This is a genomic window from Avibacterium sp. 21-595 (assembly GCF_023611905.1).
Classification (GTDB): domain Bacteria; phylum Pseudomonadota; class Gammaproteobacteria; order Enterobacterales; family Pasteurellaceae; genus Avibacterium.
Window position 1 is genome coordinate 419,166 of the sequence record NZ_CP091455.1, and the last position, 23,548, is coordinate 442,713.

Annotated in this window: 17 protein-coding genes; 8 read left to right on the forward strand and 9 right to left on the reverse strand. The window is 41.0% G+C overall.

Annotation, left to right across the window (positions count from 1 at the left end):
• The first annotated feature begins 62 nt into the window (after window positions 1-62).
• From L4F92_RS01965 to L4F92_RS01980, 4 genes are all read left to right on the forward strand, one after another.
• Window positions 63-1,976, forward strand: coding sequence for a bifunctional 5-dehydro-2-deoxygluconokinase/5-dehydro-2-deoxyphosphogluconate aldolase (locus L4F92_RS01965; RefSeq protein ID WP_250364011.1), 1,914 nt, complete (start codon window positions 63-65; stop codon window positions 1,974-1,976).
• A 154-nt stretch (window positions 1,977-2,130) separates the two neighbouring features.
• Window positions 2,131-2,457, forward strand: coding sequence for a helix-turn-helix domain-containing protein (locus L4F92_RS01970; protein ID WP_250364012.1), 327 nt, complete (start codon window positions 2,131-2,133; stop codon window positions 2,455-2,457).
• Between the two features lie 71 nt (window positions 2,458-2,528).
• On the forward strand, window positions 2,529-2,762 hold the full coding sequence (locus L4F92_RS01975; protein ID WP_250364013.1) for an IS3 family transposase: 234 nt from the start codon (window positions 2,529-2,531) through the stop codon (window positions 2,760-2,762).
• Entirely contained in the window at window positions 2,734-3,291 is a 558-nt protein-coding gene (locus tag L4F92_RS01980; protein ID WP_265748356.1) for an IS3 family transposase, read from the forward strand. The genes L4F92_RS01975 and L4F92_RS01980 overlap by 29 nt, the downstream gene beginning before the upstream one ends.
• Before the next feature lie 129 nt (window positions 3,292-3,420).
• Here L4F92_RS01980 and ftsY read toward each other — a convergent pair whose 3' ends face one another.
• Window positions 3,421-5,055 carry a signal recognition particle-docking protein FtsY gene (gene ftsY, locus L4F92_RS01985; protein ID WP_250364015.1) on the reverse strand — a complete coding sequence of 545 codons (1,635 nt, stop codon included), beginning with the start codon at window positions 5,053-5,055 and terminating at the stop codon, window positions 3,421-3,423.
• 172 nt (window positions 5,056-5,227) lie between these two features.
• On the opposite strand from ftsY, the gene rsmD reads away from it, so the two are divergent.
• Window positions 5,228-5,839 (forward strand): 16S rRNA (guanine(966)-N(2))-methyltransferase RsmD, encoded by a 612-nt coding sequence (gene rsmD, locus L4F92_RS01990; protein WP_250364016.1) that lies wholly within the window; start codon window positions 5,228-5,230, stop codon window positions 5,837-5,839.
• Between the two features lie 7 nt (window positions 5,840-5,846).
• Here rsmD and dprA read toward each other — a convergent pair whose 3' ends face one another.
• Both dprA and copM read right to left on the reverse strand, forming a co-directional pair.
• Complete coding sequence (gene dprA / locus L4F92_RS01995; RefSeq protein WP_250364017.1) at window positions 5,847-6,974, reverse strand: DNA-processing protein DprA; 1,128 nt, start codon at window positions 6,972-6,974, stop codon at window positions 5,847-5,849.
• Window positions 6,975-7,133: 159 nt separating this feature from the next.
• A complete protein-coding gene (gene copM / locus L4F92_RS02000; RefSeq protein WP_326938224.1) occupies window positions 7,134-7,436 on the reverse strand; it encodes a CopM family metallochaperone in 303 nt (100 codons plus the stop codon).
• 490 nt (window positions 7,437-7,926) lie between these two features.
• On the opposite strand from copM, the gene L4F92_RS02005 reads away from it, so the two are divergent.
• Window positions 7,927-9,954: a BCCT family transporter gene (locus tag L4F92_RS02005; protein ID WP_250351506.1), complete on the forward strand. Its 2,028-nt coding sequence runs from the start codon at window positions 7,927-7,929 to the stop codon at window positions 9,952-9,954.
• 110 nt (window positions 9,955-10,064) lie between these two features.
• A complete protein-coding gene (locus L4F92_RS02010) occupies window positions 10,065-11,849 on the forward strand; it encodes a cation:proton antiporter (protein WP_250364019.1) in 1,785 nt (594 codons plus the stop codon).
• Window positions 11,850-11,931: 82 nt separating this feature from the next.
• Here the strand turns inward: L4F92_RS02010 and polA are convergent, their stop codons facing one another.
• From polA to L4F92_RS02040, 6 genes are all read right to left on the reverse strand, one after another.
• The gene (polA, locus tag L4F92_RS02015) at window positions 11,932-14,799 is read right to left on the reverse strand and encodes a DNA polymerase I (protein ID WP_250364020.1); all 2,868 of its coding nucleotides are present in this window, start codon (window positions 14,797-14,799) and stop codon (window positions 11,932-11,934) included.
• A 441-nt stretch (window positions 14,800-15,240) separates the two neighbouring features.
• The gene (locus tag L4F92_RS02020) at window positions 15,241-15,888 is read right to left on the reverse strand and encodes a hypothetical protein (protein ID WP_250364021.1); all 648 of its coding nucleotides are present in this window, start codon (window positions 15,886-15,888) and stop codon (window positions 15,241-15,243) included.
• Between the two features lie 117 nt (window positions 15,889-16,005).
• Entirely contained in the window at window positions 16,006-16,515 is a 510-nt protein-coding gene (locus L4F92_RS02025; RefSeq protein WP_250351509.1) for an MltR family transcriptional regulator, read from the reverse strand.
• Window positions 16,516-16,559: 44 nt separating this feature from the next.
• The gene (locus L4F92_RS02030; RefSeq protein WP_250364022.1) at window positions 16,560-17,711 is read right to left on the reverse strand and encodes a mannitol-1-phosphate 5-dehydrogenase; all 1,152 of its coding nucleotides are present in this window, start codon (window positions 17,709-17,711) and stop codon (window positions 16,560-16,562) included.
• Window positions 17,712-17,779: 68 nt separating this feature from the next.
• Entirely contained in the window at window positions 17,780-19,651 is a 1,872-nt protein-coding gene (locus L4F92_RS02035) for a PTS mannitol transporter subunit IICBA (RefSeq protein ID WP_250364023.1), read from the reverse strand.
• Between the two features lie 331 nt (window positions 19,652-19,982).
• A complete protein-coding gene (locus L4F92_RS02040) occupies window positions 19,983-20,498 on the reverse strand; it encodes a single-stranded DNA-binding protein (protein ID WP_250364024.1) in 516 nt (171 codons plus the stop codon).
• Between the two features lie 172 nt (window positions 20,499-20,670).
• On the opposite strand from L4F92_RS02040, the gene uvrA reads away from it, so the two are divergent.
• Complete coding sequence (gene uvrA, locus L4F92_RS02045) at window positions 20,671-23,499, forward strand: excinuclease ABC subunit UvrA (protein ID WP_250364025.1); 2,829 nt, start codon at window positions 20,671-20,673, stop codon at window positions 23,497-23,499.
• Window positions 23,500-23,548 lie beyond the last annotated feature (49 nt).

Below are 23,548 nucleotides of genomic sequence, written 5' to 3' on the forward strand. Positions count from 1 at the left end.
ATTTGACTATGATTTTATGAGTTAAGTATTTTGTGATTTCATCATCACTAAGGAAAAGCACAATGAAAACGACTGAAAAAACCTTAGATCTTATTTGTCTTGGACGTGTGGCAGTAGATTTGTATGCTCAACAAATTGGCTGTCGCTTGGAAGACGTTACTTCTTTTGCGAAATATTTAGGCGGATCATCAGGAAATGTTGCTTATGGTACAGCGGTACAAGGTATTAAATCCTCAATGCTCGCTCGTGTAGGTGATGAACATATGGGACGTTTCTTACGTGAAGAATTACAACGAGTTGGGGTGGATACGAGTCATCTTATTACCGACAAAGCGCGCTTAACTGCCTTAGTCATTTTAGGTATCAAAGATCAAGATACTTTCCCACTTATTTTTTATCGCGATAATTGTGCGGATATGGCAATTGATGCGAAGGATTTTGATGAAGCTTATATTGCTTCAGCAAAAGCGCTTGCGATTACAGGAACACATTTATCTCATCCTAACACACGCCAAGCAGTATTGACTGCCTTAGAGTATGCTGGGCGTAACGGCACAAAACGCTTGCTTGATATTGATTATCGCCCTGTTTTGTGGGGATTAACCTCTCTTGGTGATGGTGAAACTCGCTTTATTGATTCTGAAGCCGTGACTAAATCCCTGCAAGAAGTGTTACACCATTTTGACGTGTTAGTTGGCACCGAAGAAGAATTCCATATTGCCGGCGGCTCAACAGATACACTGACTGCATTAAAAAATGTTCGTAAGGTGAGTGATGCTACTCTTGTATGTAAACGTGGCGCATTAGGTTGCTCCGTGTTTGAAGGTGATATTCCTAATGATTTGGATGGGGGTATTAATGTTTACGGTGTTCGGGTTGAGGTATTGAATGTTTTAGGTGCAGGTGATGCCTTTATGTCAGGTTTATTACGCGGTTATATCAATGGAGAAAGCTGGGAGCAATGCTGCCGTTATGCTAATGCTTGCGGTGCATTAGTGGTTTCACGTCATGGCTGTGCGCCAGCAATGCCAACTAAAACAGAACTTGATGATTATCTTGCTCGAGCAGAAAGCGTGCCACGTCCTGACCTAGATTTACAACTAAATCATTTACATCGTGTCACCTCACGTAAAAAACAATGGAATGATCTCTGCATTTTTGCTTTTGATCATCGCAAACAACTTGTCGATATGGCACAAAAGTGTGGGGCTAATTTAGATAAAATTCCTGTGCTAAAAAAACTTCTCGTACAAGCTGCTGAACAAACAGCTCAACAAGAAGGTATTTCCAACGGATATGCAGGTGTCCTCGCAGACACGACCTTTGGGCAAGCTGCACTCAATGAAATCACAGGGAAAGGCTGGTGGATAGGGCGACCAATTGAATTACCATCTTCTCGCCCGCTACGTTTAGAGTACGGTGATCTCGGTAGCCAACTAATCAATTGGCCAGCGGAACACGTTGTTAAATGTCTTGTTTTCTATCATCCCGCAGATAATGCAGATTTACGCATAGAGCAAGACGAAATGCTCAAACAAGTTTATCAAACTTGTTGCCGTACAGGGCATGAGTTGTTGTTAGAAATTATTTTGCCTGTAGATATGGAACAAAACGAACATTATTATGCAGAAATGATTAAGCACTTCTATGCCATTGGCATTAAGCCAGATTGGTGGAAATTACCCGGTGTATCCTCACTGGCTTGGCAAGAGATCAGCAATGTCATTGAACAAAGCGATCCTTATTGTCGTGGTATTCTTATTTTAGGATTGGATGCACCAGAAGAAACATTTGGACAGGTCTTTAAAGCCTCTGCTAATACACCATTAGTCAAAGGTTTTGCTGTGGGGCGTACGATTTTTGGTCAGCCATCTTACCAATGGCTATCAGGAGAGCTTTCGGATGCGCAATTGGTTCAAGCTGTATCTGAACGTTATAGACGCTTAATTCGATTATGGAAAAATCGTAAAAATTAACGACACTAGGTTTGCTTTCATAAACATTGTGAGCAAGTCAAACGGCTTGCTCATTTGTTTTAGAAATTGGCTAAGTGCGGCTATTTTTTACAAATTTTCCACCGCATTTTGATCTGCTCCCTAAAAACTGGACACCTAATTAGAGGTGCAGATTATGTCCTATACCTATCAATTCCGTTTAGAAATTATCAAACAAGTCACCGAACAGGGTGTGGGTATCCGAGAAGTGGCTAAACGTTATCAGATTTCTCATTCTCTTGTGATTAAGTGGTTAAAAGCCTTTCACGAAAGAGGCTTAGAGGGGGTAAAATCCCCCTTTATTCAACCTAAAAGAGTTAAGCCCAAAATGAAGAAAAAAGAGATGAATATTCCTGACCCCACAGAGTTATCCCCTAAAGCAGTTAAAAAATTGCAACGTAAACTGGCTCTCGCCCGTGCAGAGATTGCTTATTTAAAAAAGTTGGAGGAATTAGACCGATAAAAACGACGGCAGAAAAAAGAGCCGCCATTGACGAACTAAAGCAAAAGCACGCGTTAGATGATTTACTGAAAGTGGCGAAAAGGCCGCGTTCTACCTTTTATTATCAAGAAGTTAAGCGCGATTACTCGGTAGAAAAAGCGGCAATATTCTCGCTGTATCAAGCGAGTAAACAGCGAGATGGCTACCGCCCTTTAACGTTCAAATTACGTCAAATCGGGTTTACGTTGAATCATAAAACCGTACTGAAATTAATGAGGGAGTTGCAAATTCAGTCGATTGTTCGCAAGAAAAGGTACGGGAGGTAAGACCGCTTTGATTGCGCTAAATGTGCTGAATCGTGATTTTACTGCGACAAAACTGAATCAGAAATGGGTGACGGATGTGACCGAATTTCATATTGGGCGGGAGAAGCTGTATTTTTCCGCATTAATGGATTTGACGAATCGAGAAATTATCGCCTATCAGTTTGCAAGGCGCCCCAATTTTCCCTTGGTAAAAAAGATGCTGGAACAAGGGTTAAGCCAATTAAGTGCGACGGATTGCCCCATTATTCACAGTGACCAAGGCGTTCTTTATCATACAAACGCTTGGCGAAAAATGCTGGAGGGGCGCGCGATACCGAGTATGAGCCGACGCGGGAATTGCTATGATAATGCGGTGATTGAAAGTTTCTTTGCGATTTTAAAATCCGAGTGTTTTTATACGCATAGCTATACGTCGATAGCGGAATTGCAAGCTGAACTTGAGGAATCTGTGGTGTATGACAACCAAAAACGTATTAAAATGGCTTCAAAAGGACTGAGTCCTGTTCAATACAGAACTCAGTATTTATAGTTTAACAACCTGTTCAACTTTTGGGGGCAGATCATAAGTGCGGTGGAAAATATCCATTTTTCCGACATTAGTAGCAGTTGCACAAAACTAAAACTTGAACAATTGACCGCCAAAAAGAAAGCCTTTAGCTTAATGATGTGTCGTTTCCGTATTAAACAACGCCTCAATAAATTCATCTGCTTTAAATGGGCGTAAATCCTCAATTTTTTCACCAATACCAATATAACGAATTGGCAGTTTAAATTGATCGGCGATGGCGAAAATTACGCCGCCTTTGGCTGTGCCATCTAATTTAGTTAAGCTAATTCCTGTTAAGCCCACGGCTTCGTTGAATAGTTTGGCTTGGCTAATTGCGTTTTGCCCCGTGCCGGCATCAAGCGTGAGCATAATTTCGTGTGGAGCGGTCTCATCGTATTTTTTCATTACACGAACGATTTTCTTCAGCTCATCCATCAAGTTATTTTTATTTTGTAAACGCCCAGCGGTATCCGCAATCAAAATATCAATATTTCGTGCGGCTGCAGATTGCATTGCATCATAAATTACGGAGGCTGAATCCGCCCCAGTACTTTGTGCAACTACGGGAATATTGTTACGCTCCCCCCACACTTGAAGTTGTTCTACGGCAGCAGCACGGAAGGTGTCTCCCGCCGCTAACATCACCGATTTGCCTTGCATTTGGAATTGGCGTGCAAGTTTTCCAATGGTGGTGGTTTTTCCTACGCCATTAACGCCGACCATTAAAATCACATAAGGTTTTTTGCTATGATCAATTTCCAAAGGCTGTGCCACAGGTTTAATAATTTCAGCTAACTCTACTTTTAATTGTTGATAGAGCAGATCCGCATCTTTTAACTGCTTACGACTTGCGTGCTGAGTTAAATTATTGATAATTTTGGTCGTTGTTGGCATTCCAATATCAGCGATGAGAAGTTGTTCTTCTAATTCTTCAAACAGATCATCATCAATTTTTTTACCTGAAAATAACCCGAAAAAGCCTGAACCGATATTTTGTTTCGTGCGAATTAAGCCTTTCACTAAACGGCTAAAAAAGCCCCCTTCACTTGGTTTTTCTTGGGTTGAAATGTCAGTGTTTTGCACCGCATTTTGCTCTTGTGAAAGCACTGCTTGCTCTGCGATTTCTGTTTCTTGTGCTAAAACATCAGCATTTTCTACCGCACTTGGTTCTTGTGGAAGTCCTGATTGCTCTGCGGTTTCTGTTTCTTGTGCTAAAACATCAGCATTTTCTACCGCACTTGATTCTTGTGGAAGTTCTGCTTGCTCTGCGCTCTCTGTTTCTTGTGCTAAAACATCAGGATTTTGCACCGCACTTGGTTCTTGTGAAAGTTCTGCTTGCTCTGCGCTCTCTGTTTCTTGTGCTAAAAGATCAGGATCTTCTACCGCACTTTGCTCTTGTGAAAGCACTGCTTGCTCTGCGATTTTTGTTTCTTGTGCTAAAACATCAGCATTTTGCACCGCACTTGGTTCTTGTGGAAGTTCTGCTTGCTCTGCGTTTTTTGTTTCTTGTGCTAAAACATCAGGATTTTGCACCGTACTTGGTTCTTGTGAAAGCACTGCTTGCTCTGCGATTTTTGTTTCTTGTGCTAAAACATCAGGATTTTCTACCGCACTTTGTTCTTGTGGAAGTTCTGCTTGCTTTGCGATTTCTGTTTTTTGTATTTCAGCTTGGTTTGATGTTTCTTCTTTCTTTTTTCCTAATCCAAACCAAGACCAAAAACCACCTTTTTTATTTTTTTCTGCCATAAATTGCTCACTATTATGAAAAATTACTGATTTTTTGAATTTGTACTAAGCCATTTTTATACTAAACTATGTGCCTTAATTTTATTCTGTTATTCAACGCAAAAACAGGCTGAAAATTAGCATTAAGCTCAGCGAAAAGTTTGCATAGTTTATCATAATTTGGCGAATCCCTATGAAAAAAAATCCTGTTACCCGCAAGCAACACACTAACTTGGCAAAAGGAGAAGTCCGTATTATTGCTGGGCTTTGGCGTGGACGGAAATTGCCGGTGCTTAATGCGCAAGGCTTGCGACCAACAGGGGATCGGGTGAAGGAAACGCTATTTAATTGGCTGATGCCTTATATTGTAGATGCAAGCTGTTTGGATTGTTTTGCGGGTAGTGGTTCATTAGGGTTAGAGGCGCTTTCACGGCAAGCCAAGCAGGTTACCTTTTTAGAGCTTAATAAACAGGTAGCAAACCAACTCACGCAAAATTTACAGCAACTGAAATGTACGCCACAGCAAGGGCGAGTGATTAATCAAGATAGCTTGTATTATTTACAGCAAGCACCGCAAGATCCCTTGTTTGACGTGGTATTTCTCGATCCGCCTTTTCATTTCGATTTCGCTCAACAATCTGTTGATTTGCTGACCTCATTTAATTGGCTCAAGCCAGATGCACTCATTTATGTGGAAACAGAAAAAAATAAAACCTTGCGTGTGCCAAATACTTGGCAGCTGTTAAAAGAAAAAAACACAGGGCAAGTGAGTTATCGCTTGTATCAATATGTGTTGGGCGAGTAATGCTGTATCAACCTCTTCGATATAATCCATTTTCACTGACCACTAAACCTTGCAGTTCTAAACTTAATAGTTGGGTGAGCAATTCATCAATAGGTAAGGATAACCGTGCGGAAAGCTCATCAAGGCTGATGGCAATATGGCTAAGTTGGGCGTAAAGTTCAGGGTAACTTGGTGGCTCATTTGGCTGTGTGGCGGAGTTTTTTGGCGAGCCGTTTAAATTAAGTGGAAGATCTTGTTGTTTTGCTACCGCATAACGTGAGGCGTTATCGCCATAATTTGGCAGATTGTCTAGAATGTCCTGCACGTTTTCCACCAGTGTTGCGCCTTGTTTAATTAATTTATGACAGCCTTCGCTGAACCCATTTTGAATATGGCCGGGGAGCGCAAAGATTTCTCGATTTTGCTCAAGGGCGTAGCGAGCGGTAATCAGTGAGCCACTGCGTTCTGTTGCTTCGATGATTAATGTACCAAGAGAAAGCCCACTGATAATACGGTTTCGACGAGGGAAATTTTCTGCTACCGGAGGCTGGTTGGGCAAAAATTCAGAAACCAATGCACCATTATTTTCAAGAATTTGCTGAGCTAAACCACGATGTTTAGCAGGATAAATAGCATTTAGCCCACTGCCTAATACCGCAACGGTTTGCCCTTTCTGTGCCACCACCGCGTGATGACAAAAGCCATCAATCCCTAATGCCAAACCACTGGTAATGACAAAACCCGCTTGGTTTAATTCTTGCGCGAAAAACTTCGCCCAATATTCCCCATAATTTGAGCAATAACGGCTACCCACAATGGCAATTTGTGGTTGTGAAAGTGCGGTCATATTTCCTTGCAAAAATAAAAGCGGTGGTGCAGAAGGAATTTGTTTCAGCAAATAAGGATAATGTTGCTCGGTAAAATTCAGTAAAACATTGCCCGCACTTTGCGACCAATCTAATGCCGGATCGATAAATTTACGCTCAGGATAAAACCAACGCTGAATTTGTTTTTCTGTCCAACCGATTTGTTTGAACGCGATCGCGTCATAGTCTAAAAGCTGTTCAGGCGGAATGTCAGCCAATATTTTTTGAATGCTATTAGCGCCAAGTTTGGGGATTTGTAATAAGCGGAGTACGATTTCGTTGTTTAACATTACTATTGTAGAAATTGGCAAAATAGAGGCGTAGCTTAAAATAAAGCGTAGAATAAAGGTAAATTTTATGCATATTTTGCGACGGTGATCGAAAATTTCGTCGCGATTAAACGTAGGGAAGATACATCACGCCCTAATCATCGGGGCGTGATTTCTGTGTTATTGTTTAGCTTGATGAGTTTCCAACCATTGTTGCATAAATTGGATTTCGCTTTGCTGTGCTTTAATAATATTTTCCGCAAGTTGGCGTAATTCAGGATCTTTGCCATATTTTAATTCTATTTCTGCCATTTTTACTGCACCTTCGTGATGAGGTAGCATACTGGCTGCAAATGCCACATCGGCATCTTGATACTGCATTCCTTTTTCCATATCCCTGTGCATTGCTGACATACTTTCCATTAACGCATTTTGCATTTCGTTAGGTTGATGGGCAGAATGCACGTGTTGCATTTCAGCCATTGCCGTCGTGGAAAGTAAACCGATTAAAATCAAGCGAGCTTTTTTCATTATGATGACCTTCTTTTTTGTGTAATTAAATGAGGCAAAATAATAAACCTTATCCTAAGGTTAAGGTCAAGAAAAAGCACGTCCTTTTTGTCGGGAGTGAGTTTATAAAATGTAAGGCTATCTTATTGATATATAAGTAAAAATAATAAGCTCTGTGAAAATTCGATATTTTATGCTATAATCTGTTTGTTTTTGAGAATTTCATATTGATAAAGTATGATTTTTTCGTCTTTTTGTACTGTTATGTACAACTCAATGCGTTGTATAAACGTTTATTGCTGAGAAAGACAAATCAATAGTCTTTTTTAGCTCAAAATTGAAGCAATTTCATTCATTAATTTGTTTTGCATTCTTTGTTTTAGCGAACGCTCTCGCTGCGATTTCAATTGACTTATTAGCATTGATAATGCGTAAAACATTAACATAAAGGAGAATAATTGTTGTGTCTTTTTCTACTTTTATTCATAAAAGATCATCGTTTAACCCCTTTGTCATAGGGGCAACCTTATTACTGGTGCTTTTGTTGCTTGCCGCAACCTTAATTTTGCCAGAAAAAACCACCGCACTTTTAAATTGGGCAAAAGCGGGCGTGTTTGCGAATTTTAGCTGGTTTTATATTTTAGCCTTTTCCATTTTTCTGTGTTTTTTATTCGTATTGTCAGTGAGTAGCTTAGGTAACATTAAGCTCGGGGCAAATGAAGAAGAGCCTGAATTTTCCTTTCTTTCTTGGCTAGCAATGTTATTCGCCGCTGGAATGGGGGTGGGATTGATGTTCTTCGGTGTAGCAGAACCACTCACCCATTATTTTTCCTCGATCACCACAGGATCGGCGGAACATAAACAGCAAGAAGCCTTATTACACACCTTTTTCCACTGGGGTATTCACGCGTGGGCGGTGTATGGGGTGATTGCGCTTGCGTTAGCGTATTTCGGTTTCCGTTATAAATTACCCTTGGCATTGCGCTCTTGCTTTTATCCTCTATTGAAAGATCGGATCAACGGCAAAATTGGCGATGTGATCGATATTATGGCATTAATCGCCACTCTATTCGGGATTATCACGACCTTAGGTTTTGGCGCAGCTCAGCTTGGGGCAGGGCTAACTGAACTGGGCGTGGTGCAAGAAAATAGTTTCGGTTTGCAAACGATTATTATCGTCGTAGTGATGTCTATTGCCGTGTTTTCTGCTATTTCAGGAGTGGGGAAAGGCGTCAAATTGCTTAGTGAGATCAATTTGGGATTAGCATTAACGCTAATGCTGTTTATTTTAGTCGCAGGCCCAACCCTCTATTTATTAACCACATTCAGCGATAACATTGGCATTTATTTAAGCAATTTAGTGCGTTTAAGTTTTAAAACCTACGCTTATGAAACAGAAAACACCGCGTGGTTTACCGGCTGGACGGTGCTTTATTGGGCGTGGTGGTGTTCTTGGGCGCCGTTTGTCGGTTTGTTCATCGCACGTATTTCTCGTGGTCGCACCATTCGTGAATTTATTTTTGGTGTGCTAGCCGTACCAAGCTTATTCAGCATTCTTTGGTTTACCGTGTTTGGTGATAGCGCAATTTGGTTAGAATTAAACGTGGCGAACGGGGCATTGCACGAGTTCACCTCGGCACCAGAAAAATTATTGTTTAAATTCTTAGATTATTTACCGCTCTCTGCCCTCACAGGAACCTTAGCCTTAGTGATCATTTCATTATTTTTTATCACGTCGGCAGATTCGGGTATTTATGTGCTAAATAATATGGCATCTCGCGATAAAAGCCTTTCTGCGCCACGTTGGCAAGCAATGATGTGGGGTGTTGTGATGATGGTACTTGCTATTGTACTAATGCGTGAAGGTGGGCTAGGCACACTGCAAACAATGACCTTGCTAGTCGCACTTCCCTTTGCAATGTTGATGTTAGTGATGTGCGTGAGTTTATGGAAAGGCTTGAATGCGGATCAAAAATATTTCGCCGCGAAAGTCACGCCAACCAGTTTGTTATGGACGGGCGAAAAATGGAAAGAACGCTTGGGGCAAATGCTCAACCAAACGCAAGAAAAGGATATTGTCAAATTCCTAAAACGTACTGCCTTGCCTGCAATGCGTGAGTTACGGCAAGAGTTAGTGGAAGTTTACAATCTTAATGTGGATGTTGTCCCGTCATTGGATGCTGAAGAACCTAGCGTGGAACTTATCATCAAAAAAGAATCAATGCGTGATTTTATCTACGGGGTGAAATCCGTGAGCCACGAAATTTCATCGCAGTTAGTTGATGATGAAAATCTCCCGCATATTCAACATTCGATAACATATCAACCGATGACCTACTTTGCAGATGGTCGCACGGGTTACGATGTGCAATATATGACGCGTGATGAACTGATTGCAGATATTTTGCGTCAATACGAACGCTATATCAGCTTACTAGAAGATGTCGGACAAGAGCTAATGTCGCACGAACAAACAGAATTAGCAGAATAAGCTGACTTATTGTCCCACAATAAAAAACAAAGTGCGGTCAAAAAATGATAGAATTTTGCCCGCACTTTTTTACGCGAGCTTTTCTCGCTTTGATTATTTATGGAGAACTTATGGATACCGCATTTATTTTATCTGCTATTGTCGGCTTAGGCATAGTGGCACAATGGTTAGCTTGGTATTTAAAACAACCTTCAATTTTATTTTTATTGCTGATAGGGATTATTGTTGGCCCCGTGCTGAAGTTGTTTAATCCCGATGTCATTTTGGGCGATTTGCTCTTTCCTTTTATTTCCCTTGGTGTGGCTGTGATCCTTTTTGAAGGCGCGCTTACGTTAGAATTTGATGAGATTAAACAACACGGCAAGGTTGTGCAACTCTTGGTTTCGCTCGGAATGCTCATCACCGTCAGTGTGATTTCCGTCGCCACTTATTTTCTGTTTGATGTGGATTGGCGCATTGCCCTGCTTTTCGGCACATTAGTGTGTGTAACTGGCCCAACGGTGATTGTGCCGTTATTACGTAGTGTTCGCCCCAACAGTAACATTGCCAATATTCTCAAATGGGAAGGCATTATCATTGATCCAATCGGCGCGATTGCGGTGGTTTTAGTGTATGAATACATTATTTCTGGCGGTGAATCGAGCGAAATCGGCACTTTTGCGAAAATCATTGCAGTAGCGGGAGTTATTGGAATGGCAGGGGCGTGGCTGTTAGCAAATTTGATTAAACGCCATATGATCCCAGAATATTTACGCAACGTGTTTGTGCTTGCTTATATTTTACTGTTATTTACCGCCTCAAACCATTTTGCCCACGAATCAGGTCTCTTAACCGTCACCGTATTAGGCGTGGCATTGGCTAATTGGAAAGGCTTCCCTAAAGATCATATTTTAGAATTTAAAGAGTCCCTGACCGTTTTACTGATTTCTACCCTGTTTATTATTTTAGCTGCACGAGTGAATTTAACCCATCTGGTTAGTGTGGGCATTGCAGGAATTTTGCTCTTATTCGTGGCAATGTTTATTGCGCGTCCGCTCGCCATTTGGTTTTCTTCAATCGGTTCAAGTTTAAGTTTAAATGAAAAGCTGATGATTAGCTGGATTGGGCCGCGTGGAATTGTGGCAGCGGCAATTTCTTCCTTATTTGCCATAAAATTGCAGGAAACGCACATTCAAGGCGTGGAATTGCTCGTGCCATTAGTGTTCACGATTATTATCGGTACAGTGTTAATTCAAGGCTTGGGGGCAAAAACCATTGCAAAATGGCTGAATGTGCAAGAGGCTGTGTACAAAGGCGTACTGATTATTGGCTCAAACCCTGTGGCGTTGGCAATCGCGAAATCTCTAAAAGATCAAAATGTGGAAGTGCTAGTAGCAAGCCGCCACTATAATGAAGTCGCCAAAGCAAGAATGTTAGGGCTTCGCACCTACTACGGTAACCCTGTTTCTACTCACGCAGACGGGCATTTAGATCTGATTGGGCTAGGCAATATGTTCGCCATTAGCACGGATAAAGAACTCAACACCTTGTCGGAAATTCATTATCGCCACGAATTTGATAAAGAAAACATTTACCGCATTCGTTTCAGTGATGATAACAACCCAACGGAACGTTATGATATTCAAGATAACTACCGCTCTAACTGGCTTTTTGGCAAAAATGTCACCTATGCCAAATTAGCCAGTATGTTGGCAAAAAATGCACGGATTAAGGTTACCAATCTGACCGATAGCTATACTTATCAGGATTACAAAACCACCAATAAACAATTTGTGCCGTTATATACCATTGATGATAAAGGCTTTATTTCGATTATCAATGATGAACAAGCGATCCCAACCCACTGCCGTATTGTCGCCTTGGTGGCAGAAGACGAAACGGCGAAAAGCCAATAAATCGCACATAAAATAAGTGCGGTGGAAAAAATGGATATTTTTCACCGCACTTTGTTTCTAACTGCATACGCATTAACGCGAATTAATGGGCTTCGTCCCAGTTTTCGCCCACGCCGACATCGACAATTAACGGTACAACAAGATCAGCGGCGTTTTCCATTAAAGATTGGATTAGCGTGCTGTAATGCGCGATATGTTCTTCTTTCACTTCAAACACCAATTCATCGTGAACTTGCATAATCATCGCAATATTTGGATCTTGATTGATGGCGTGGTCAATGGCGATCATCGCGCGTTTAATAATATCCGCGGCTGTGCCTTGCATTGGGGCATTGATTGCCACGCGTTCCGCCCCTTTTCTACGCATTGCGTTGCTGGATTGAATTTCAGGCAGATATAAACGGCGTCCGAACAAGGTTTCCACATAGCCTTGCTGCTTGGCTTTTTCGCGAATATCAGTCATAAAGGTTTGCACATCTGGATAGCGTTGGAAATACAAATCCATATATTTTTGTGCATCGCCACGCGCAATGCCAAGCTGACGGGAAAGCCCAAAGGCACTCATTCCATAAATTAGCCCAAAGTTAATGGCTTTTGCGCTGTGACGTTGTTCGCTCGTTACGTCATCAAGTGGCACACCAAAAATCTCTGCGGCGGTGGAGCGGTGAATATCCTTGCCTTGCTGGAATGCACTGATCAACCCTTGATCTTGGGATAAATGTGCCATTATACGAAGTTCAATTTGGGAATAATCTGCGGCGATAATTTTGTACCCTTCACGTGCAATAAAGGCTTGACGAATACGGCGTCCTTCTTCATTACGAATGGGAATATTCTGCAAGTTTGGATCGCTGGAGGACAATCGCCCCGTTGCCGTTACGGCTTGATGATAGGAGGTGTGAATTCGCCCCGTGCGAGGATTGATCATCTGCGGAAGTTTATCCGTATAAGTGGATTTCAACTTCGCTAAACCACGGTGTTCAATGAGTAATTTCGGCACAATATGCCCTTGTTGAGCCAGCTCTTCTAACACTTCTTCATTGGTGGAAGGCGCGCCTTTTGGTGTTTTTGCAATAATTGGCAGATTTAATTTTTCAAACAAGATTTCTTGCAATTGTTTGGTGGAAGCAAGGTTGAACGTTTCCCCTGCAGCTTGATGCACTTGGCTTTCAAGTGCGGTTAATTTTTCGCTAATTTCTTGCGATTGGGCAAGTAAGATTTGGCTATCCACTAAAACACCATTGCGTTCAATACGTGATAACACGCCCACTAATGGCATTTCGATGTCATCAAATAACGTCACCAAACTTTCCGTTTTCGCTAATTCTGTCCATAAAGTTTGATGCAACTTCATTGTGATGTCGGCATCTTCCGCCGCATATTCACTGGCTTGTGCAATAGCAATTTTATCAAAGGTAAGCTGCTTTTTGCCCTTGCCTGCAATGGCTTCAAATTCAATGGTTTGGTGATCCAAATAGCGTTTGGCAAGCTCATCCATATTGTGCCGCCCTGTGCTATTTAGCACATAGGATTCCAACATTGTGTCAAAACGCACGCCTTGTAAGTGAATGCCGTGATTCGCGAATACGGTAAGATCGTATTTAATATTTTGTCCCACTTTTTCAATCTGTGGATTTTCTAATAACGGTTTAAGTGCTTGCAAACATTGTTGTTTGTCCAATTGGTTCGGTACACGCGCAAAATAGGTTTCGCTAGCTTGTGCCGACTCGTCAAACAAATCCCCTTGCGATTGGCTTTCGCACGCCACTTCGTGCAAATGATCAAGAGGGATATAGCACGCTTCGCCACTTTCTAAGGCAAAAGAAATGCCCACCAAGTTCGCTTGCATCACATCTAAATTATCCGTTTCCGTATCCACTGCAATGAGGTTGGCGCGCTGTATTTTATTGAGCCATTCATCGAGCTTGGCTTGGTTATCCACCGTGTCATATAAAGTGCGGTCTATTTTTACCGAATTTTGCACCGCACTTTTCACCTTATTTTCATTTTGTGTTATGGGTGTTGCAAATTTAGCGCTTTGCAAATCGCCTTTGGTTAAACCGCTTTCCCCCTCTATGACTTCATTAAGCCAACGCTTAAATTCATAGCGGGCGAAATATTCCACTAATTCATCACGCTGATTTTGCCCAAGTGTGAGGGCCTCTGGCTTCACGGCTAATGGCACATCTGTTTTGATTGTCGCGAGAATATAGGACAAATCAGCATCCGCTTTCGCGGCAAGCAGTTTCTCACCTAATTTTTTTGCGCCACGAATGGGCAATTCAGCAACTTTTTCCAAATTAGCATAAATTTCTGCCATACTACCAATGCCCTGCAACAAGCCGAGCGCAGTCTTTTCGCCTACGCCAGCCACACCGGGGATATTATCTGCACTGTCGCCCATCAAGGCTAAATAATCAATGATTAACTCAGGGGGAATGCCGTATTTTTCAATCACGCCCTCACGGTCAAGCAGGCTGTTATTCATTGTGTTGATGAGCATAATATTATCGTCCACCAACTGTGCCATATCTTTATCTCCCGTGCTAATGAGGACTTTCTTGCCCGCTTGGGAGGCCTGCACCGCAAGTGTGCCGATAACATCATCTGCTTCCACCCCCTCAATGGACAAAAGCGGAATACCAAGGGCTTTGATAATGGCGTGTAATGGCTGAATTTGTTTGCGTAAATCATCTGGCATTGGCGGACGGTGCGATTTATATTGCTCAAATAATTCATCACGGAAAGTTTTTCCTTTGGCATCAAACACCACCGCAATATGGCTTGGCTGCACTTGTGCAATCAAACTTTTCAGCATATTCAACACGCCATACATCGCCCCCGTTGGCTCGCCAAGGGAATTGGTAAGTGGTGGAAAGGCGTGAAACGCACGATATAAATAAGATGACCCATCAACTAACACAAGTGGGTTTTCTGCAATTTTAGCCATAAGATTCTCGATAACTGTGATGAAAAATGGGGGATATTATAGCGGAAATAGAGACGTTTTTTGCATTTTTATTACGACTAGGATTAAAAGAAAGGAAAAGCTTATTGGAATTAAGATCTTTCTGTCACAGTAATAAATGATGAATGTGTCAATAAAAGAGAGTGAGTGATAATAATATGGTATCAGCCGATCAGTATATAGTTAAATTTTATTTAAATATCATAAAATTTTGCCTTATGGCGTTAGGTATCATCTATAAAAAGCTGCTAAACTATCCAATGTTAGCCTTAAGCTCAGAGCCGCTTTCCTGTAAAGTATAAAAAAGCACAAAACAATGGGTAGAAATCTGATATTCTATTGAAAAGAAATAGTCTAAAATTAAAAATAAGTGAAAAAATACGGGATTTATTGTATTGATACATTTTTTAGGCGGTATGATATTTACCTAAGTTTAGTTATAGCTTCTTGCGTAAGATTAAATTGTTCAAGATCGCGTTTGAGTTTTAATGCTATTAGGTAAGCTTGTACCTGTAGGACGAAAAATAGAGATATAAAGAAATAAAAAAATCCAGTAAAGAGGATGATCGCTGCATTTTTGAGATTATGTTCAAGATTTGAAAAGCCATAGTATATAAAATATATACCGAAGAAAGTTAATATAAAAAAGTAAAGTACATTAATACAGACATCAAATGTTTCTGCTTTTTTGATCGATAAAACAAGCGAACCTTCTTGTAATTTAAAATACTTAGCAGATTTTGCTACCTGATTAAATGTATATTTCTTTTGAATAAAATTATGAAATGCAATAAATTTCCTTAAAAAATTAAGATTTCCCTTAATTTTTGTTAAGCGATACAATGTCCATTCAAGTTGTTGTTCTTTTAAAAATCTCTCTAAGTCAGGATACGTTTCTTTATCTAAGATAGAAATTGCATAATCAAGATCCTTGAATTTCATTTCTCGAAGAATTAGAAAATATTCAAATAAAGGTCTAAATAAGAGAATTAATCCGATTAATGTAATGATGATAGTGGTAAAGTATTCTCCTTTATTTAAACTAGAAGTAAATAGCTGAATTAATTCCATTATTTTTCATCCTTATATCCGGTCTATAATGTTTTATAAAGAGATAAAATATTACTGTATTTTTTATACTCAAATTATTAGATAAATAAAGTAAGTGCGGTGCTTTTTTATCAATTTTTACAACGGGCTTTCCACCTGTAAATGTTCGTAAATCGCATTAATGGTGAGCATTAAGCAAGAGCGTACTAATTTTTCTTTACGTTGGGTTTTGATTTGATAGCTGAGAGAATTTGGATCTTCTTTATCATCAGGAAAGTTAAGTAAGTTTTTGTCTTGCTGTAAATGTAAGTGTTGTACAAATTCGATAATCAGTGGATCGAAAAAACGATGTTCTTTTTCATCGTTGTTCAATGTTTCTTTAAATTTGATAAAGGCATTAATATCTTCAAAAATCTTATGCTCAATGACGCCAAGCCCAAGTAGCACTTTTAAGCGAATTGAAAGATCAAAAAGGGGGCCTGACGTCATAAATAAGGAGTCCACCACCGATTTGACCGCAAAATCCGTTTTGCGGAATACACGATTGATTAAGCTGTCCACCGCCTCATCAAAAAGTGCAACGCTGGCGGTAATAAAGCCACGAATAGAGGTGGCTTCGGTGAGTTTTTCGTAAATAGGATCGTCCAATGATACCTTCCTAATGTGATTGATACAGATAATGGGAAGACAGCTTACACAAGTGCTTGATAGGCTTGTGCAATTTGTTCAATCACGGCATTATCTTGTAATTCAGTATATTGTTTTAAGGTATTGATCACGCCATTTTGTGTTAACGATTGTGCTAATGTTTGTGCTTGCGGATCATTGTCATTGCGATAGCATAATGCGGTAGCCACGGCTTGTACCAAATATTGGTGTGGCAATTGGTATTCTAATGTGCCACGCAATGGTTTAATTAGGCGATCATTATAACTGAGTTTTCGTAATGGCTCACGTCCTACGCGATCTACATCGTCCACTAAATAAGGATTGGCGAAGCGAGCTAGGATTTTTTCGATATAAGCGGCGTGAGCTTGCGGATCGAAATCATAGCGTTTAATTAATACGGCACCACTTTCTTCCATAACCGCTTTAACAAAAGCGCGTACCGTCGGATCTTCAATGCTTTCTTTGACAAATTGGTAGCCTTTTAACTTGCCGTAATAGGCGGTAACGGCGTGTCCCGTGTTTAGCGTGAATAATTTACGTTCTACAAACGCCATAAGATTGTCGGTTTGTTCCATTCCGGCAATTTGTGGGATTGTGCCTTTAAATTGCGTTTTATCCACAATCCATTCACTAAATTCTTCTACTGTGACTAAAAGGGGATCGGCAGGGTTGGCTTGCACAGGCGGTACAATACGATCCACTGCACTATCAACAAAACCGACTAATGCCTCAATCTGTTGCTGTTGATTTTCGTCTAAATATTGAAAAACCTGTTCTTTTAAGAAGGTTGTGCCACGCACCATATTCTCACAAGCAATAATATTTAGTGGTTGGGCATTACCTGCTTCAAGGCGAGCAATTAATCCTTTAGCAAGGGTGCTGGCAATAATTTTTAGCACATTTGGACCAACTGCTGTGGTGACCAAATCCACTTGCTTAAAGCGTTCAATCAGAGCATTTTCATCTTTTGAATTAACGCCGGTTACGTTGGACACTTGTTCAATACGATTAACCTTTTCGCCTACCACTTTAACGTTGTAGCTTTTTTGTGTTTGTAATAAACGGATAACGTCGTCATTTACATCAGCAAAAACTACCTCAATACCGCTATCAGCAAGTAATTTGCCGATAAATCCTCGTCCAATATTACCTGCGCCAAAATGTAATGCTTTCATTTTTTTCTCCAATAACGTTTATAATGAGAAATGACATCGTAAAAAACGATGCCATTTTATACCGCACTTTAAGATTTGAGTAACGCTAACACATCTTCTACATTTGTTGTAGAGGTCAGTGTGGCAATCGCTTCTTCACTATCTAATGCATTCGTGATTGCCGTCAGCACTTGAATGTGTTCATTGTTGCGAGCGGCAATACCGATGACTAATTTAGCGATGCCATCTTCTTCCTCCGTGAAGCGTACCCCTTCAGGATATTGACATACCACGATACCCGTTTTCAATACGGCGTCTTTTGCATCAACCGTGCCGTGCGGAACCGCTAGCCCCTCACCTAAGTAAGTGGAAACTAATTCTTCACGTTCAAACATTGCATCGACATAACTTGGCAACACAAAGCCTGCTTTTACTAGTTGTTCACCGGCAAAACGAATGGCGTCTTGTTTATTTTCTGCTTTTAATCCTAAGAAAATTTGATCCGCACTTAAGTTGAAGGTTGCCCCATTCATTTCTGCGACTTCTACACTATCTGTGGGTTTTGCAGCCGCTTCAGCGAAATGCGCTTTTAATTCATTCACCAAATTATCATAGAATTTATTATCTAAGAAATTGGTAAGAGACAAGTGCATTGCATTTGGTACTTGTTTTTGTGCGCGTAGCGTTAAGTCTTGGTGCGTAATGACTAGTCTTGCATTATCTGGCAAGTCATTGATTGCACAGTTCGCCACTTCAATTGGCAAGCCTGCATCGTTTACTTTTTTGCGTAGCATACTTGCACCCATCGCGCTTGATCCCATACCTGCATCGCAAGAAACGAAGATTTTTTGTAAGCCTTTATAATCAGTGATTGGCTGTGCTACACCACCTTTCATTGCTTTTGAAGCTGCTTGTGCTTCCGCTAATTTATCTGAAGTATCTTCTTTTTGGATTTTTAGGAAGAACGCAGCAATGACGAAAGACACAACAGTCGCTAATGCCACCGAACAAAGTACGCCAAAGATAGAATGTGAAGGTGTCATCGCCAATACAGCAATGATTGAACCCGGTGAGGCCGGGGCGATAAGGCCTGCGTGAAATAACACAAGCGTGAACACCCCAGTCATTCCCCCTGCGATAACGGCAATTAATAAACGTGGATTCATTAACACATAAGGGAAATAAATTTCGTGAATACCACCAAAGAAGTGGATAACCGCAGCGCCCCCTGCTGTTTGTTTTGCAGAACCTTTACCAAACAGAATATAGGCTAATAATACGCCTAAACCCGGGCCCGGATTTGCTTCAATTAAGAAGAAAATAGATTGTCCAAGTTCTTGTGATTGTTGAATACCCAGTGGTGAGAAAATGCCGTGATTAATCGCATTATTTAAGAAAAGAATTTTCGCGGGTTCAACAAAAATAGAGGTTAATGGTAATAAATGGGCTTGAACAAGCACATCAACGCCAGCAGCTAGGGTAGTAGAAAGTATTTTTACTGCTGGGCCTACAACCAAGAAGAACAAAATGGCAAGTAGCATACCGATAATGCCAGATGAAAAATTATTCACTAACATTTCAAAACCGCTTTTAATTTTACCATCAGCCCAACGGTCAAAATGCTTAATTGCCCAACCACCTGTTGGCCCGGCGATCATTGCGCCCAGGAACATTGGAATATCTGTACCAATGATGACCCCGGCAGTGGTAATTGCGCCCACAACGGCACCGCGATCGCCACCCACTAATTTCCCCCCAGTATAACCAATTAATAAGGGTAATAAATAGGTAATCATCGGCCCAACAAGTTTGCCGAGCGTTTCATTTGGAAACCAACCTGTTGGAATAAAAAGGGCGGTGATAAATCCCCAAGCGATAAATGCCCCAATATTCGGCATAACCATATTTGATAAAAAGCGTCCAAAGCTTTGGACTTTAAGTTTTGCATTTGCTGATAACATATTAACCTCATTAGTATTGAGCTAAGTTGTGTCCATTTAATGAACGAAAGCATAGCAAAGCGAAAATTAAAGCCCAAATTTTTAAGTTTAAAAATGTGAAGTAGATCACAAGATATTTTTAGGTATATAAAATCAAAATGTGATGTGGATCACATAATTTTATTTGAATGAAATTTTATGTGATCTATATCACATACATAAGATAAAAAATGTATAGAAAGGCGCGACTTCTATCAGTGTGGCAGGAAAGATAAAACAGTAAAAATGTGATGTTGAGATTTTAGAAAGCAATACAAAACTGCTTGGCAATGACCAAGCAGTTTGGAAAGGGTTAGAATGGAATATCATCATCTAATTGCATATCATCAATCGCTGGCTGAGGTGCTGGCGTTGGTTGCTGCGTTGGTTTTGATGATGGATATGTTGGTTGTGTTCCTTGAGGGGCGTATTGGTTGCCACTTTGTTGTTGGTAACCCCCGCCTTGTGGCGCATAGCCACCTTGCCCACGTTCTGCGCGGCTATCTAACATTTGTAGCACATCACCTTGAATCTCAGTGGTGTAACGATCTTGTCCATTTTGATCTTGCCATTTACGGGTTCTTAAGCGTCCTTCCACATACACTTTTGACCCTTTTCGTAAATATTCTCCTGCGATCTCAGCTTGACGACGATAAAAGACAATGCGATGCCATTCAGTGATTTCACGACGTTCGCCAGTATTCTTGTCCATCCAGCTCTCACTGGTGGCTACGCTAATGTTTGCAACAGCTTCACCATTTGGCATTGTGCGAACTTCAGGATCATTTCCAAGGTTTCCTACGATAATAACTTTGTTTACTCCAGCCATAAATTCCTCTGTCTGATTATTAAGTGCGGTAAAAATTTTTGCTATTTTGCCTTAAAAAAAAATAAAAAGCTATTAATTCAATGCAAATCAACTGGATATTTGCACAGTTATTTCAGATTATGCGATAATGATCGCAAAATCACCTTAAATTGCTTGAACAGACTAAAAGATTATGGAAAAAATAGATGTACGTGGGGCGAGAACCCATAATTTAAAAAATATTAATTTGACTATTCCGCGTGATAAATTGATTGTGATTACAGGGCTTTCTGGTTCGGGAAAATCTTCCCTCGCATTTGATACCCTTTATGCTGAGGGGCAGCGCCGTTATGTGGAATCCCTTTCTGCTTATGCGCGCCAGTTTTTATCGCTAATGGAAAAGCCAGATGTGGATCATATTGAAGGGCTATCTCCAGCCATTTCCATTGAACAGAAATCCACGTCGCATAACCCACGTTCTACGGTGGGAACAATCACGGAAATTCACGATTATTTGCGTTTATTATTTGCCCGCGTTGGGGAACCGCGCTGTCCAAATCATCATATTCCTTTGGCGGCACAAACCATTAGCCAAATGGTGGATAAAGTGTTGGCGTTGCCTGAAGAAAGCCGAATGATGTTACTTGCTCCAGTGGTAAAAGATCGCAAAGGGGAGCATATTAAAATTTTGGAGCATATTGCTGCGCAAGGTTATATTCGAGCCAGAATTGATGGCGAAATTTGTGATTTATCCGATCCACCTAAATTGGAATTGCAGAAAAAACATACTATTGAAGTGGTGGTGGATCGTTTTAAAGTTCGTCCAGATTTGGCAACGCGTTTAGCTGAATCCTTTGAGACAGCATTAGAGCTTTCTGGTGGCACGGCAGTGGTGGCAAATATGGATGAACCGCAAGGGGAAGAATTGCTTTTTTCAGCCAATTTTGCTTGCCCGTATTGTGGTTATTCTGTGCCAGAATTAGAACCTCGTTTATTCTCTTTTAATAACCCAGCGGGGGCTTGTCCTACTTGCGACGGTTTAGGCGTTCAACAATATTTTGATGAAAAACGCGTGGTACAAAATCCAACTATTTCCTTAGCAGGGGGCGCGATTAAAGGCTGGGATCGCCGTAATTTCTATTATTATCAAATGCTCACTTCGCTCGCCAAACATTATGGCTTTGATGTAGAAAGCCCTTTTGAGGATTTACCGAAAAAAATTCAGCACATTATTTTGCACGGTTCAGGTAAAGAAGAAATTGAATTCCAATATATGAACGACCGTGGCGATGTGGTATTGCGCCGTCATAGTTTTGAAGGCATTCTCAATAATATGGCACGCCGTTACAAGGAAACGGAATCAATGTCTGTACGTGAAGAATTAGCGAAAAATATCAGCACCCGCCCTTGTAAGGATTGCGGTGGCTCGCGTTTACGCCCTGAAGCTCGCAATGTGTTTATCGGTGAAACGAATTTGCCTGAAGTTTCAGAAAAAAGCATCGGCGAAGCGTTTAATTTTGTGGATAGCCTAACCCTAAGCGGACAGCGCGCGCAAATTGCTGACAAAATCCTAAAAGAAATTAAAGAGCGGTTACAATTTTTGGTGAATGTGGGGCTAAATTATCTTTCTCTTTCCCGCTCGGCAGAAACCCTTTCTGGTGGTGAAGCACAGCGTATTCGTCTTGCTAGTCAAATTGGCGCAGGCTTGGTGGGGGTGATGTATGTGCTTGATGAACCCTCTATTGGGTTACATCAACGTGATAATGAACGTTTGCTTAATACGTTGATTCATTTAAGAAACCTAGGCAATACTGTCATTGTGGTTGAACACGATGAAGATGCAATTTTAGCGGCGGATCATATCATTGATATTGGACCGGGAGCGGGTGTGCATGGCGGTAATGTGGTTGCACAAGGCACAGCAAAAGAAATTATGCAAAACCCACATTCTTTAACTGGAAAATTCTTGTCGGGAAAAGAAAAAATAGAAATTCCTAAAAAACGCACCGCACTTGATAAAGCGAAAATATTAAAACTCAAAGGGGCATCAGGCAATAATCTGAAAAATGTCAATTTAGATATACCTGTCGGATTATTCACTTGTATCACAGGGGTATCAGGTTCAGGTAAATCTACTCTGATTAATGACACCTTGTTCCCACTTGCGCAGAGTGCGTTAAACCGTGCAGAAAACGCACAAGCCGCCCCTTACAAATCTATTCAAGGGTTAGAATTCTTTGATAAAGTGATTGATATTGATCAAAGCCCGATTGGACGCACGCCACGTTCTAATCCCGCAACTTACACTGGATTATTCACGCCAATTCGTGAATTATTTGCGGGCGTGCCAGAATCACGCGCACGTGGTTATAATCCGGGACGCTTTAGTTTCAATGTGCGTGGTGGACGTTGCGAGGCGTGCCAAGGGGACGGGGTAATCAAAGTAGAAATGCACTTCTTGCCTGATGTTTATGTGCCTTGCGATCAATGTAAAGGAAAACGTTATAATCGTGAAACATTAGAAATTCGTTATAAAGGAAAAACGATTAATCAAGTGCTTGATATGACTGTTGAAGAAGCACGAGAGTTTTTTGATGCGATTCCACAAATTGCACGTAAATTACAGACATTAATGGATGTTGGACTTTCTTATATTCGCCTTGGGCAATCTTCCACAACATTGTCAGGTGGGGAGGCGCAACGAGTGAAACTCGCCACGGAGTTGTCAAAACGAGATACGGGAAAAACCTTATATATTCTTGATGAACCGACAACGGGCCTACATTTTGCTGATATTAAACAGCTCCTCGAGGTGCTACATCGCTTGCGTGATCAGGGTAATACCATTGTGGTGATTGAGCATAATTTAGATGTGATTAAAACTGCAGATTGGATTGTTGATCTTGGCCCTGAAGGGGGAAGTGGCGGCGGTGAAATCATTGCCACTGGCACGCCAGAGCAAGTCGCAAAAGTGAAAGGTTCTCATACTGCGCGGTTCTTGAAACAAATCCTTGAAAAATAAACGGGCTGAAATCAAAGTGCGGTAATTTTTTAGGCAGAATTGTATAAAA